Below are 12,994 nucleotides of genomic sequence, written 5' to 3' on the forward strand. Positions count from 1 at the left end.
ACACCGGCCGGCGCCTTAAGTGCCTCGCCGTGGCGATCAGTTGCAGGCCACGACCTTGATCGCCAGCCCGCCCTGTGAGGTTTCGCGGTATTTGGCGTTCATGTCTTTGCCGGTCTCGTACATGGTTTCGATCACCTTATCCAGACAAACCCGCGGTTCGCTGGTCCGGCGCATCGCCATGCGTGCGGCGTTGACCGCCTTAACGGCGGAAATGGCGTTGCGTTCGATGCACGGCACCTGAACCTGGCCGGCGAGCGGATCGCAGGTCAGCCCCAAATGGTGCTCCATGGCGATCTCCGCCGCGATGCACACCTGCGCCGGGCTGCCGCCGAGCAGCTCGGTCAACCCGGCCGCCGCCATTGAACAGGCCACGCCCACTTCCCCCTGACAACCGACTTCGGCGCCGGAGATCGAGGCGTTCATCTTGTACAGCGCGCCAATCACGCCGGACGCCAGGAAATAGCGGGTGTAGGAGTTGGCGTTCACCGGGCGGATGAACTTGTCGTAGTAGGCCAGCACCGCAGGGATGATGCCACACGCGCCGTTGGTCGGCGCGGTGACCACGCGGCCGCCGGCCGCGTTCTCTTCGTTGACCGCCAACGCGAACATGTTGATCCAATCGACCACGTTCATCGGATCGATATTGTTCTTGTCTCCGGTCACCAGAATGCGGCGCAGCGCGGCGGCGCGGCGCGGCACTTTCATCGGGCCGGGCAGCAGCCCTTCGGTGTTGATGCCGCGCTCGATACCGGCGCTCATCACCTGCCAGACATCGGCGAAATGCGCGTCGATATCCGCCTTGCTGCGCAGCGCCAGCTCGTTTTGCATCACCAGGCCGGACAAGGACAGCCCGGTCTCCTTGCAATGCTGCTGCAGATCGTGCGCTGATTTGAACGGATAGGGCACCGGCGTAGCGCCCTCGGCGGACTGGCCGAAGTGCTCTTCGTCGACGATAAAACCGCCGCCGATCGAGTAATAGGTTTTGCTGTGCAGCAGGCGTTCACCGGCGAAGGCGCGGATGCGCATGCCGTTTTCATGCAGCGGCAGGTTGTCGCTGTGGAAGTTCATGCCGCCGTGCAGCGGGAAATCCACCTCGTGGTGGCCGTTGGCCAGCGGCAGGCGGCCGCGTTGCTCAACGTCGCGAATAAAGCCCGGAATGCTGTCGATGTCTACATCGTGCGGCAGGTTGCCGGCCAGGCCCATGATGATGGCGATGTCGGTGTGGTGACCTTTACCGGTCAATGACAGCGAACCGTAGACGTCGACCACCACGCGGGTGGTGTCCTGCAACTGCTGGTGCGCGATCAGCTCGTCGACGAACTGTTTGCCGGCCTTCATCGGGCCAACGGTGTGGGAGCTGGATGGGCCGATACCGATTTTGAAAATATCGAAAACGCTGACCATGGTCTCGCCTCCTTCTTCAGGTTTCAGGCGGTGAATACGGGAAATGGGGGAGTGCGGGAGGGCCGGCGCGCAAGCGGCGCCGGCCGGGCGTGATTAGCCGAGCAGGCTGAACACGATGGCAGAGATGGCGATCAGACCCATCACAACCACGAACACGTTGCTGATGTGGCCGCTGTACTTGCGCATGGCAGGCACTTTACGGATGGCGTACATCGGCATCAGGAACAGCAGCATGGCGATGATTGGGCCACCCAGGGTTTCGATCATGCCCAGGATGCTTGGGTTCAGGGTGGCGACGATCCAGGTGGTCACCAGCATGAAGATAGCGGTCATGCGGTTCAACTTGGCGGTGCTGACGGTTTTGCCGCGGCTCTTCATCGACTTGGCGACCAGGCCGTTGAAGCCTTCACGGGCGCCCAGGTAGTGGCCCAGGAACGATTTGGTGATGGCGACGAAGGCGATAACCGGCGCGATGTACTCGATCATCGGGTTGTTAAAGTGGTTGGCCAGGTAAGACAGAATCGAGATGTTCTGCGCCTTGGCTTCCGCCAGGTTTTCCGGCGTCAGGCTCAGCACGCAGCTGAACACGAAGAACATCACGGTCAGCACCATCATGATGTGTGCATAAGCCAGAATGCGGGAGCATTTCTTCTCGGCGTCTGCGCCGTACTCTTCGCGTTTGGCGACGGCGAAGGCGGAGATGATCGGCGAGTGGTTGAAGGAGAACACCATCACCGGGATTGCCAGCCACAGGGTCATGATCAGGCCGTGACCCATGCCGGTACCGCTGCCGGACAGCGACACGTTTTCGAAGATGGCGCCGGTCCAGTTAGGGATCAGGTATACCGCCAGCAGCATCAGCACCGCCACGAACGGGAAGACCAGGATGCTCATGGTTTTCACGATGGCCTGCTCACCGAAGCGCACGATGGTCATCAGGCCGACGATCAGGATCAGCGACAGGATGGCGCGCGGCGGCGACGTCATGCCCAACTGGTGGGTAATGAAGCTGTCGACGGTGTTGGTGATCGCCACGCTGTAAACCAACAGAATCGGGTAGATGGCGAAGAAGTACAGCAGAGTAATCAGTTTACCGGCGGTGATGCCGAAGTGCTCTTCTACCACGGCGGTGATGTCTTCACCGGGATTTTTACCGGACAGAACGAAACGGCACAGGCCGCGGTGGGCAAAGAAGGTCATCGGGAAAGCGATGATGGCCATGATGATCAAAGGAATCAAACCGCCGATGCCGGCGTTGATTGGCAAGAACAGGACGCCTGCGCCGATGGCGGTGCCGTACAGGCCCAACATCCACATGGTATCCGTTTTACGCCAGGTAGTGCTGGAACCCGAAGCCGCAGAGGCAATTGTGCCGGTCTGTGTAGTGTCCATAAATATCTCCGAAGTGAACACGAATTTAAAATTAAAAGGCAAAACTTAAGGTTAAACCGTCAAACGTCCTATTCAGGCAACGCTTGCGGTAAGAATCAGGTGTTGCTTGCGGGGATGTTTTGGCGTCCCCCTGGTTGTTTATTGTGTTCATTACCACAGGCACAGCGCCGGGTAATTCACCAAAGACTTTTCACCGCCACGGGGTGATAAAAGTCGTTACCGCTGCCGACAGGTCTTTGCCTGTCGATTTTTGTTGGCGGCAAGATAACGATTTACAGTAGAAACAACCGTGATCCTGCTCTCAAATGCGTAATGTGTGCAGTTATCTGCTTTTTCATCGATTTTTCGCGCATTTGTTGCACATTTGTGTAAGATTTTGTGCTGAGAACGCTCTCATAAAAATTTCTGCGATTATGCGGCTTGTACAATAATCAGCCGGATAAAGCGCTGTGCTCAGCAGCAAGCCGAGCAATATATTTTATGCGTGGTTTTGGATCTAGCTAAAAACCCGGATTAAGCAGTTTTAGTGACGTAGATCACATTGTATTTTTAAGTCAAATGAGTTGTATTTATTTGTTTTTAAAGGAGTTTCATTGAAAATCGCCGCTAGTAACGAAGGGAAATTACTTACGTGGTTAGCGGATAAAAATGCGTAACCATTCATCATATAAATAACAGATAGCTAACAGGTATTGGCGAGATTTGCTGCAATAGCCTAACCGGCCGTTTATTTAAACATCTCGGTCTTTGGCGCGATTTATCATATAAAAGCCATAAATAGTCGTTAATTCATCCAGCCGAAAGCGGGTTTGACCAGAGAGAAAATAATCACTCGGGTGACCTGTTGCATTTTATTAACCTGATGTTGCGTGAGGATAAGCGAAAAATGCGTATCGATTGCGCATTATTTGTTCATCGCGGGCTGTGGGAAAAGAGAGATTTCAGCGGCGCGCCGTCGCTTCCGACGGCGCTGAAGGGGGATCAATAGCGGGTAGCGATGGCGTTATCGTTGAAGAACGCCATGAAGTCGGCGTCCGGCTGGCGATCGGTGATCACCCGATCGAACTGCGTCAGCGGGCCGATACAGGCCGGCTTGATTTTGCCGAACTTGCTGTGATCCGCCACCAGGATCTTTTGCTGCGCCATCGCCATTGCGCGATGCTTCATCTCCAGCTCGTCGAAGTTGAAGCAGGTGGCGCCGTGCCGCAGGCTGAGACCGGCGGCGGAGATAAAGGCGATGTTCGGGCAGATGTGATCGAGCTCATTGCGGCCGCCGACGCTGGAAAAGATGTAGTTGTTCGGTTTGAACTCGCCGCCGCACAGGATCACCTTGCAATTCGGTTTGTCTTGCAGCGCCAGGAAGGTGTTCAGCGAATGGCACACGGCGGTGAAGGTCAGTTCGTCGGCAATGGCGTCGATGATCGTCGGGGTAGTGGTCCCGCAGTCGAAAAACACCGTGTCGTTTTCATTAATCAACGGCGCCGCCAGCAGGCCGATGCGCCGTTTCTCCGTGACCTGTTTGGCTTTTTGATCGGAAACGAAGTAGTTGGTTACGCCGTTGCTGCGCGGATCGGTCACCACATAGCCGCCGAGCAGCACCACCGCCGCCGGCTCGGCGCTCAGATCGCGGCGAATGGTCATCTCCGAGACCCCCAGCAGCGCGGCGGCTTCTTTCAGGTGGATCTTGTCAGCGCGTTTTAACGCCTGAACTAACCGGTTGATACGTTCTTCGCGCCGCGTTTCCATAGATCCGTCTTCCCACAGGTAGTAGAGGTAAAAAAGCGTGCCGCCGTTTCCGGCGCTAAACACAACGATGCGGGGCAATATCGGGCCGCATCGGCCGCCCGTATTGTCCCGCATCGTTGTGTATTGGCTGCGCCCGTCAAGGCGCGCCGACGATCAGTAGCTGCCAGCCGCCGCCTGCGCGCCGGATACGATGGCAACGCCGGAGCTGGTGCCGATACGCGTGGCGCCGGCTTTGATCATCTTCTCGGCGGTGGCGCGATCGCGCACGGCGCCGGAAGCTTTCACGCCCATTTCGCTGCCCACCGTCTCGCGCATCAGTTTGACGTGCTCTTCCCGAGCGCCGCCGGTGCTGAAGCCGGTGGAGGTTTTAACGAAGGCGACATCGAGTTCGCGACACATTTCACAAACCTGGACGATCTGCGCATCGCTGAGCAGGCAGGTTTCCAATATTACCTTCAACGGGATCGCCGCGCAAACCTCGCGCACGGCGGCGATGTCGGCTTTCACTTCGTCCAGCAGGCCGCTTTTCAGCCAGCCGACGTTGATCACCATATCGATCTCTTGCGCGCCGGCGGCGATCGCCGCTTTGGCTTCAAAGGCTTTGGCGACGGTCAGGCCGGCGCCCAGCGGGAAACCGATCACCGAGCAGACTTTCACGGTGCTTTCCTGCAGCAGCTGGGCTGCCAACGGCACGTAGCCGGAGTTGACGCACACCGCATAGAAGTTGTGCTGCTGGGCTTCTTCGCACAGTTTGGCGATCTGCATTTCGGTGGCGTCCATGGCCAGCAGGGTGTGGTCGACATAGCGGGCGTAATCGATGTTTTCGGAGGTCATCGCGGTTCCTTAATGAAGTTGAGAAAAGAGCGTTGATAGAGAATGTGAAAATAATAACATTACAATGCGGGTAAACCTAGCGGGATTTGAAAAATGTCGACGAGATCATAGTTATCTCACTGTTATATGTATAACTTAGGGGAGGCGTATTTGTTATTTAAATAACATTTTCAGCGGCCGCTCGCGGCCTGCGCGGGCGAAATGTCGAGGGAAAACGATGAAAATCAACATTGATCTGGTTCCTGCCGCGTTCGGGGCGCATCGGCAGGCGCTGTTCCGCAATGCGGATTTCGCGGTGAGCGCCCATCGCTGCGCAGAGCGCGGGCCAATGCTGACGCTGGCGAATCGGCGCGGGGCACTGACGGTCTTGCCGTATCAGGGCCTGGCGATTTGGGATGCTGAATTTGACGGTTACTCATTGAAATCGGGCCGCCGCAGCGGGCGGGGCGCTGGAAGAAAGCGCGATGATGTCGCCGCGTTCTGCCCCGCCTGGCCGAGTCACGACGGCGCATTGCTCCAGATGCAACGCGTGTGGCTGCAGCTGGCGGGCGATGAGCTGACGTTGCAGGGCGAAGGCGAGCGGTTGGGCGAGGGATGGCGCATCGGCCCGGCGCTGCGTTTGGCGGCGCAGAGCGCGCAGTTCGCCATTGAGATGAAAGTCACCAATCTGGCCGATCGGCCGCAGCCGCTGCGCTATGTGTGCCGCCTCAACTACGATTGCATTCCCGACGCGGTATTCCGCCAAAACTTGCCGACGCCGGCGTTGTTGGGGGAGGCGCTCGGGCAGGAACTGCTGTGTTCCGAGGATCTGTCTCGCTACGTGGACCGAGCCGAATTCTTTATGCTTGCGCCGCAAGGCCGGCGCTATGTAACGCGTTTCGCCACCGGGCAATTCAACTATGGTCTCCGGCGCATCGCCGTTCAGGGCAACCGGCAGTTGCTTTCCTTTATCCAGCCGGCAAACTGCCGCCCGAATGCGCCAGAGGGTGAGGGAGTGATGCTGGGAGCGGGAAAAACGCGGGCGTTCTGCGTGACCACCGGCGTGGTGTGAAATAAGCAGGGGCGGTAACGCCCCTGTCATGTTGTGCAGTTACTCTTTCACCCAACCGCGGCGAATGGCGAAGGCGAACAGGAAACGATACAGGCGCGACAGCCTGTCGGCGATGACATCGCCGAACAGATTCCACACCAGTTGGGCGAACAGGCAGCCCACCAGACCGAGCAGGAAACCGCCGACCATATCCAGCGGCCAGTGCACGCCGAGGTAAACGCGTGACCAGGCGATGCCGACGGCGACGATCATCAGCAGCACGCCGGACCAAACGCGGTGCCAGAACAGGAACGCCAGCGCGAAGGTAAAGATGGCGGTGCCGTGATCGCTCGGGAACGAGCTGTCCGGCGCGTGTGGCAGGAAGGTATAACCGACGCCGGCGACGAACGGGCGCTCATGCGGCAGCAGCGCGCCAATAGCGGAAGCGGCAAGCATGGCGAACAGCAGCGCGATAGTGGTTTTCGCTACCACCTGGCGTTGCGAAACCAGCTGGCTTTGCGGCCCCCACAGCCAAAGACCGACGATCAGCAACGGCACGATGATGATCAGATCGCGCGCCAAAAAGGTGGCGAAATCGATCATCCATTCAGGAGACGCCGGAGTCGCATTGATCCAGGCGAAAAGAAAATGGTTCAACTGTTCCATAACCGTTACCTCGTCTTGCGGCGCCAATAGCCGCTAACCGTCCAATAAATAGCCAACTGGCTTAACCAAACCCACCAACCCGCCCACAGGTTATGGGTAAGAAAATGTGCGCCGCGCATGATCTGACCAAAGCCCATCACCATGCCAAGCGCGATGCCGCCGCACCAACACCACCAGGCGAGGCGCGGACGCTGCGGATAAAACAGGAAAAACAACGCCATCACCGCGAAACCGCTCGAGGCGTGCCCGCCGGGGAAACAGCGGCCGGGGCCCGGCAGCGCCGGTACCGCGCCGAATAGCGGGAAAGACATCGCTTTGCCGCCGTACTCAATCAGATCCCACGGGCAGGAGTGCGCGCTGGTGGCTTTGAGAATGCCCACCACCAGCGGGCCGATGCCAATCAGCAGCATGGTCACGATCAGGCGCGCGCTGCGGCGATAGATGCCCCAAAACAGCGTCAGCACCGCCCCTACGATCACTATCTGCTTCAACAGGCGGTGATTGATCAGATCCAGCCAATAATTGTTTTGCCACGGGAAATGCCCGCTGGCGGCATCGTACCAATAGTTGCTGATCGCCCAATCCAGCTGTTCGTTGCGGGAGAGCCACAGAAACGCCAGACCGCTGATCAGCAGGCCAAAAACCTGCCAACGGTAAAAGGATGTCGACAGGGAGTAAAGGGCGGTTGTCTTAATTTGCGGTGTCGTTGAGGATTGATTTAATGACGATTCTGGATTCACGCGCAGGCTCGGTGACAGGATTGAATGACGTCACTGTAATAATTCTGTCTTAAGAAAACCTTAGTCCGCCGGCAAGAAAACCCTATCTGATACACCCGCTTGTGCGAAGGTAATCGCTTGTTTTTCTCGTCTTAACCCGAGGGTGTGCTGGCTAATTACTCCGCTTAACGGTTTATATCAGGCGATTGTCACTATTGATTGCCTATTGTAAAGAAGATTAAACCTGTGGCGGGCTTGGCGGTAGTGTATTAGTTTATAGTCGGATTATTTGACAAAGTGTAGGGATAAAACATGAACAAGGCATCCGTTGTATTTTCCGGCCTGCTGATGGCCGTTTCCGCTGGCGCTATGGCGGCGACCTCTGGCGATGACGCAGACATGAGCAAACAGCCGCTGGAAAAAGTCGCGCCTTACCCGAAAGCCGAGAAGGGCATGAATCGCCAGGTGATCTACCTGCCGAAGCAAGAGCACGAAGAGAACTACAAGGTAGAACTGCTGATCGGCAAGACGTTGGAAGTGGACTGCAACCGCCATATGATTGGCGGCACGCTGGAGACCAAAACCCTGTCCGGCTGGGGTTACGACTACCTGGTGCTGGAGAAGCTGTCTGAACCGGCCTCGACCATGATGGCCTGCCCGGACAATACCAAGACCAAGAAATTCATCGCCGCCAACCTGGGCGACGCCGCGATGCAGCGCTACAACAGCCGCCTGCCGATCGTGGTGTATGCGCCGAAAGACGCGGAAGTGAAATACCGCATCTGGAAAGCCGAAGACACCGTAAGCCAGGCTGAGCAGAAATAACCGCCGCCTGACGCCGCTCCGCTGGCCATTCCCGGTTGGCGGAGCCTTTCTCCTTCCTGTCTCCTTATCATTCCCGCATCTTTGACACTCGACTGATTGCTTTCGGACGTGGCTTTTAGGCGCGACATGGCAACGAAATACGCAAGTCAATACCTCTTCACAAGTGCACAGGAAGCACGCAGCTGCATGGATGGAAGAGGATGCGTGCGTATAGAAATAGAGCAAAGAAATCTTTACTGAAGTGTGATAATTTTGCGCATGCCCTATTAATGGAATGACACAGAAGATAAGGATATCCAATGCGTTATCGTTCGCTAACGCTCGACGAGCCCCGTAACAGCCGCACACCTGGCGAGTTGCTTGATGATGGTGCGCCTGTGCCGACCACGGAACCCTGCGAGTGGGCAGGCACCGTATGAAACTGATTCATTTCTCCTCTGAACACACGGCGCCGGAAAGCTTTTCCAGGATACTTAACCCGACAGCAGCGCGGCATGAGCTGGAACGGCATTATTTGTTCGGCGGCGCGGCCGGCATATCGATAAGCAGCCGGTATCCGATCACCCGCAATACTCAATCCGGGATTGGCGTCACCGGTTATCGTGAGGACGTGGCTATGAAGCGCAGCGTACTCGATGAGATCAACCGGGGCGGCTTGCTGGCGATTGATCAGGGAATGGGCACCTGGACGCCGACGAAATATGCCTTTTACGTCGACGCGGAAGGCCGATTACAGCGCTACCCAGGCAGCTCTCTTCCCGCCTTTTATCCTACCGGGCGCGTGATCGCCCGCTATGAAGAAATGGTCAGCCGCTATGGCCACCGGGCAAAACCGACGGTGCTGCCGGCGAGGCAGAATACGACCCGGAATCCCCCTCTGCAACAAGCCATCGCGACCGCAGTGGCAACCGTTGCCGCCACGGTGCAGGCCATCCGCCCAATGACCAAGGCAGAACGCTGGCAAGAACGCCAGTACCTGATAGGGCGAGGCAACCGCAGCATTTACCCGGATGCGCGCATGGCGGCACAGCGCCTGGCGGAGAACAACGTCGCGGTCGAAAAGGCGAAGTTGGCTCAGAATGTCTATAAGACCACTAACCCGCTCAAGGACACGATAGACATCCCTGAAGGCTGGAAGGATATCAGTAACAATGATGGGGCGCTGGGTAAACTCGGTTTAAGCAAAGATATGCTCTATGACGATGAGGATACGCCGGGCTTTCTGGCTCGGGTTTATCAGCCTGATGAGAAGGTCTTTGGCAAAGCGATGAACCCGACGGTGGTGTTCCGCGGATCGCGTGCGCCCGAGTTCCCGGAGGGAATAAGCAAGGCTGCCCAGAAAGCGTTATTGAACGGCGATTTGTCAGGGATTAAAAACCTGAGTGACTGGTCAAATAACGGCGCTCAGGGGTTGGGGTTTAATTCTGAATACTATAAACAAGCCGTTATAATTGGCGATAAAATTTCGAAAGTATCAAATATTGACGTTGCGGGTCATTCATTAGGAGGCGGTATGGCCTCTGCGACCTCCATAGCCAGCGGCAAACCGGCTTGGACGTTTAATGCAGCAGGTCTGAATGCGGGAACCGTCGAAAAATACGGTGGCTCTATAATAGGCAGCGCCGATAATATTCAGGCGTATCGCGTAAAAGGGGAGCTGTTGACCAAGCTGCAGGAGGTTGATTTGTGGGAAGATGCCAAAGACCTTAAATTTTATCCCCCGGCGGTGATGGCGAAAGAGCGGTTGTCCATGTTGGCGCCTGACGCCGTGGGAGTAAAGCACACGCTTCCCGGTGGAACAGGTTCACTGCTGGATAAGCACGGTATAGACCAGGCGATACAATGCATTGAAAATGAGAAAGACGATGACATTGCCACAATCAAGGGACGAATATGAAAAAAATCATACTCATTATCACGATGCTAGTGTCTATGCTCATCATTCAGGGGTGCAAACAAGGTATGGATTTACAACCGCAGGATTATTTTGAAGGGACGCAGCTGGACATCGCCAACATCATCTACGAGGGTGACAGGCAAAAGCTGGATAAGGTTTTACCGACGGTAAGCAAAGAAACGTTAAATCGACCGGGCAAGGCGGAGATGACGTTGCTATTCTGGGCGATAAATAACGCTATCTTTGACAAGAACACGCCAGAGCGGCTTAAGATAATTACAGATCTGGTTAAGGCAGGAGCAGACCCACTGCAGCCAAGGCCGGAAGGGAGAAGTAGTCCCGCTGAATTTGTTATGAAAGCAGATAAGGGAATCTGGATAAAATCCATGTTAGATGGGGGGCTATCTCCTAATGCAAAAGATAAAGTCAACAATAAGCCAATTATATTTAAAAGTATTCTTGCGAAGAACACAGAGACATTAGAGGTCATGTTGGATTATGGCGCTGATATAAATATAAGAAATTCACTGGGTGATACGCTGCTCATCGATGCTTTAGATTATCACTCCTATGACCACGTCATTCTTCTATTAGAAAAAGGCGCCGATAGCGATATAAGGGGCAACTCGGGTTGGACGATGGGCAATCAACTGCAACGGCTGATTAATAGAAGTCCGGACGGCAGTGAGGCGAAAGCGTCTCTTGAGCGCATCAAAGACGAGCTAATTAAGCGTGGTGGGAAATGGCCACCTCTCCCTGTCAGTCAATAAGCCGTTCTCAGTATCCAAGGGCATAGAGGGATGCTGATACGGTGAAAAAGCAAAGTTGAACCGTGGTTACGCTTAAAATGGAGATGGCATGAGGCACAGCGCTCTTATCATTATCATGTTGCTGTCGATGCTCATGATGCAGGGATGCGAACAAGGTAGGGATCTACAGCCACAAGATTATTTTGAAGGGACGCAGCTGGACATCGCCAATATCATCTACGAGGGTGACAGACAAAAGCTGGATAAGGTTTTATCGACGGTGAGCAAAGAAACGTTAAATCGACCGGCCAAGGCGGAGATGACGTTGTTATTCTGGGCGATAAATAACGCTATCTTTGACAAGAACACGCCAGAGCGGCTCAAGATCATTACGGATTTGGTCAAGGTGGGGGCAGATCCACTGCAGCCAAGAACTGAGGGGGGGAGTAGCCCAGCTGAATTTGTTATGAAGGCGAATAAAGGCGTATGGATACAAGCTATGTTAGAGGGCGGGCTCTCTCCAAATGCTAAGGATAAGGTTCATAATCAACCCATTATATTCAATAGCATCTTTGCAAAAAATACAGAGACATTAGAGGTCATGTTGGAGCATGGCGCTGATATAAATATAAGAAATTCATTGGGTGATACGCTGCTCATCGATGCTTTAGATTATCACTCCTATGACCACGTCATTCTTCTATTAGAAAAAGGCGCCGATAGTGATATAAGAGGCAACTCGGGTTGGACGATGGGCAATCAACTGCAACGGCTGATTAATAGAAGCCCGGACGGTAGTGAGGCGAAAGCGTCTCTTGAGCGTATCAAAGACGAGCTAATTAAGCGTGGTGGGAAATGGCCACCTCTCCCTGTCAGTCAATAAGCCGTTCTCAGTATTCAAGGGCATAGAGGGATGCTGATACGGTGAAAAAGCAAAGTTGAACCGTGGTTACGCTTAAAATGGAGATGGCATGAGGCACAGGGCTCTTATCATTATCATGTTGCTGTCGATGCTCATGATGCAGGGATGCGAACAAGGTAGGGATCTACAGCCACAAGATTATTTTGAAGGGACGCAGCTGGACATCGCCAATATCATCTACGAGGGTGACAGAAAAAAGCTGGATAAGGTTTTATCGACGGTGAGCAAAGAAACGTTAAATCGACCGGCCAAGGCGGAGATGACGTTGTTATTCTGGGCGATAAATAACGCTATCTTTGACAAGAACACGCCAGAGCGGCTCAATATCATTACGGATTTGGTCAAGGTGGGGGCAGATCCACTGCAGCCAAGAACTGAGGGGGGGAGTAGCCCAGCTGAATTTGTTATGAAGGCGAATAACGGCGTATGGATACAAGCTATGTTAGAGGGCGGGCTCTCTCCAAATGCCAGAGATAAGGTTCATAATCAACCCATTATATTTGAAAGTTTTGATGCGGCGAACACAGAAACATTAAAGATGTTAATTGCATACCAAGTTGATGTTAATATCAAAGGGGCTATGAACAAAACGCCATTAATTAATGCGCTGTATAACAGTTGCCCAGAACACATTGAGGTTCTGTTGGCTCATGGAGCTAATCCATTAGCCAAAGATGATTTTAATGATAGCTTCCTCTCGCTGATTTCTGCGGAAATAGCTAAAGGGGATAAGAGCAATGCGTATATAAAGAAACTAATTAAAATTAAAGAAAAAATAAAACAGGTGAATTAGATAGTCTCGACTATCAT

12 protein-coding genes are annotated in these 12,994 nt (G+C 54.5%); 6 read left to right on the forward strand and 6 right to left on the reverse strand.

Annotation, left to right across the window (positions count from 1 at the left end):
* Window positions 1-36 precede the first annotated feature (36 nt).
* From CPH57_RS04845 to deoC, 4 genes are all read right to left on the reverse strand, one after another.
* A complete protein-coding gene (locus tag CPH57_RS04845) occupies window positions 37-1,404 on the reverse strand; it encodes an L-serine ammonia-lyase (protein WP_033642507.1) in 1,368 nt (455 codons plus the stop codon).
* Between the two features lie 93 nt (window positions 1,405-1,497).
* Window positions 1,498-2,796: an HAAAP family serine/threonine permease gene (locus CPH57_RS04850; protein WP_033650641.1), complete on the reverse strand. Its 1,299-nt coding sequence runs from the start codon at window positions 2,794-2,796 to the stop codon at window positions 1,498-1,500.
* Between the two features lie 981 nt (window positions 2,797-3,777).
* A complete protein-coding gene (gene deoR / locus CPH57_RS04855) occupies window positions 3,778-4,542 on the reverse strand; it encodes a DNA-binding transcriptional repressor DeoR (RefSeq protein WP_042784074.1) in 765 nt (254 codons plus the stop codon).
* 153 nt (window positions 4,543-4,695) lie between these two features.
* Window positions 4,696-5,376, reverse strand: a complete 681-nt coding sequence (gene deoC, locus CPH57_RS04860) for a deoxyribose-phosphate aldolase (protein WP_033642510.1) — start codon at window positions 5,374-5,376, stop codon at window positions 4,696-4,698.
* A 217-nt stretch (window positions 5,377-5,593) separates the two neighbouring features.
* Here deoC and CPH57_RS04865 point away from each other — a divergent pair, with 217 nt between their 5' ends.
* Window positions 5,594-6,427, forward strand: coding sequence for a hypothetical protein (locus CPH57_RS04865; RefSeq protein WP_089196837.1), 834 nt, complete (start codon window positions 5,594-5,596; stop codon window positions 6,425-6,427).
* A 39-nt stretch (window positions 6,428-6,466) separates the two neighbouring features.
* Here the strand turns inward: CPH57_RS04865 and ybjG are convergent, their stop codons facing one another.
* Both ybjG and CPH57_RS04875 read right to left on the reverse strand, forming a co-directional pair.
* A complete protein-coding gene (ybjG, locus tag CPH57_RS04870) occupies window positions 6,467-7,072 on the reverse strand; it encodes an undecaprenyl-diphosphate phosphatase (RefSeq protein WP_033642512.1) in 606 nt (201 codons plus the stop codon).
* A gap of 5 nt (window positions 7,073-7,077) precedes the next feature.
* Window positions 7,078-7,812, reverse strand: a complete 735-nt coding sequence (locus CPH57_RS04875) for a phosphatase PAP2 family protein (protein WP_033642513.1) — start codon at window positions 7,810-7,812, stop codon at window positions 7,078-7,080.
* Window positions 7,813-8,103: 291 nt separating this feature from the next.
* On the opposite strand from CPH57_RS04875, the gene eco reads away from it, so the two are divergent.
* The 5 genes from eco (at window position 8,104) to CPH57_RS04900 (ending at window position 12,977) form a co-directional block, all read left to right on the forward strand.
* On the forward strand, window positions 8,104-8,616 hold the full coding sequence (eco, locus tag CPH57_RS04880) for a serine protease inhibitor ecotin (protein WP_033642514.1): 513 nt from the start codon (window positions 8,104-8,106) through the stop codon (window positions 8,614-8,616).
* A gap of 415 nt (window positions 8,617-9,031) precedes the next feature.
* Complete coding sequence (locus CPH57_RS04885) at window positions 9,032-10,513, forward strand: phospholipase (RefSeq protein WP_096242098.1); 1,482 nt, start codon at window positions 9,032-9,034, stop codon at window positions 10,511-10,513.
* Window positions 10,510-11,283 carry an ankyrin repeat domain-containing protein gene (locus tag CPH57_RS04890; RefSeq protein WP_033642516.1) on the forward strand — a complete coding sequence of 258 codons (774 nt, stop codon included), beginning with the start codon at window positions 10,510-10,512 and terminating at the stop codon, window positions 11,281-11,283. The genes CPH57_RS04885 and CPH57_RS04890 overlap by 4 nt, the downstream gene beginning before the upstream one ends.
* Before the next feature lie 88 nt (window positions 11,284-11,371).
* Complete coding sequence (locus tag CPH57_RS04895; RefSeq protein WP_033642517.1) at window positions 11,372-12,145, forward strand: ankyrin repeat domain-containing protein; 774 nt, start codon at window positions 11,372-11,374, stop codon at window positions 12,143-12,145.
* Between the two features lie 88 nt (window positions 12,146-12,233).
* Window positions 12,234-12,977: an ankyrin repeat domain-containing protein gene (locus tag CPH57_RS04900; protein WP_096242099.1), complete on the forward strand. Its 744-nt coding sequence runs from the start codon at window positions 12,234-12,236 to the stop codon at window positions 12,975-12,977.
* Window positions 12,978-12,994 lie beyond the last annotated feature (17 nt).

Origin of the sequence: Serratia sp. JKS000199 (assembly GCF_900215455.1) — a bacterium.
Taxonomy (GTDB): Bacteria; Pseudomonadota; Gammaproteobacteria; order Enterobacterales; family Enterobacteriaceae; genus Serratia; species Serratia ureilytica.

Coding starts and splice junctions, on each gene's coding strand:
- CPH57_RS04900 (WP_096242099.1), top strand. CDS start 12,234: ATGAGGCACAGGGCTCTTATCATTATCATGTTGCTGTCGATGCTCATG.
- deoC (WP_033642510.1), bottom strand. CDS start 5,376: ATGACCTCCGAAAACATCGATTACGCCCGCTATGTCGACCACACCCTG.
- ybjG (WP_033642512.1), bottom strand. CDS start 7,072: ATGGAACAGTTGAACCATTTTCTTTTCGCCTGGATCAATGCGACTCCG.
- CPH57_RS04890 (WP_033642516.1), top strand. CDS start 10,510: ATGAAAAAAATCATACTCATTATCACGATGCTAGTGTCTATGCTCATC.
- deoR (WP_042784074.1), bottom strand. CDS start 4,542: ATGGAAACGCGGCGCGAAGAACGTATCAACCGGTTAGTTCAGGCGTTA.
- eco (WP_033642514.1), top strand. CDS start 8,104: ATGAACAAGGCATCCGTTGTATTTTCCGGCCTGCTGATGGCCGTTTCC.
- CPH57_RS04865 (WP_089196837.1), top strand. CDS start 5,594: ATGAAAATCAACATTGATCTGGTTCCTGCCGCGTTCGGGGCGCATCGG.
- CPH57_RS04845 (WP_033642507.1), bottom strand. CDS start 1,404: ATGGTCAGCGTTTTCGATATTTTCAAAATCGGTATCGGCCCATCCAGC.
- CPH57_RS04895 (WP_033642517.1), top strand. CDS start 11,372: ATGAGGCACAGCGCTCTTATCATTATCATGTTGCTGTCGATGCTCATG.
- CPH57_RS04885 (WP_096242098.1), top strand. CDS start 9,032: ATGAAACTGATTCATTTCTCCTCTGAACACACGGCGCCGGAAAGCTTT.
- CPH57_RS04850 (WP_033650641.1), bottom strand. CDS start 2,796: ATGGACACTACACAGACCGGCACAATTGCCTCTGCGGCTTCGGGTTCC.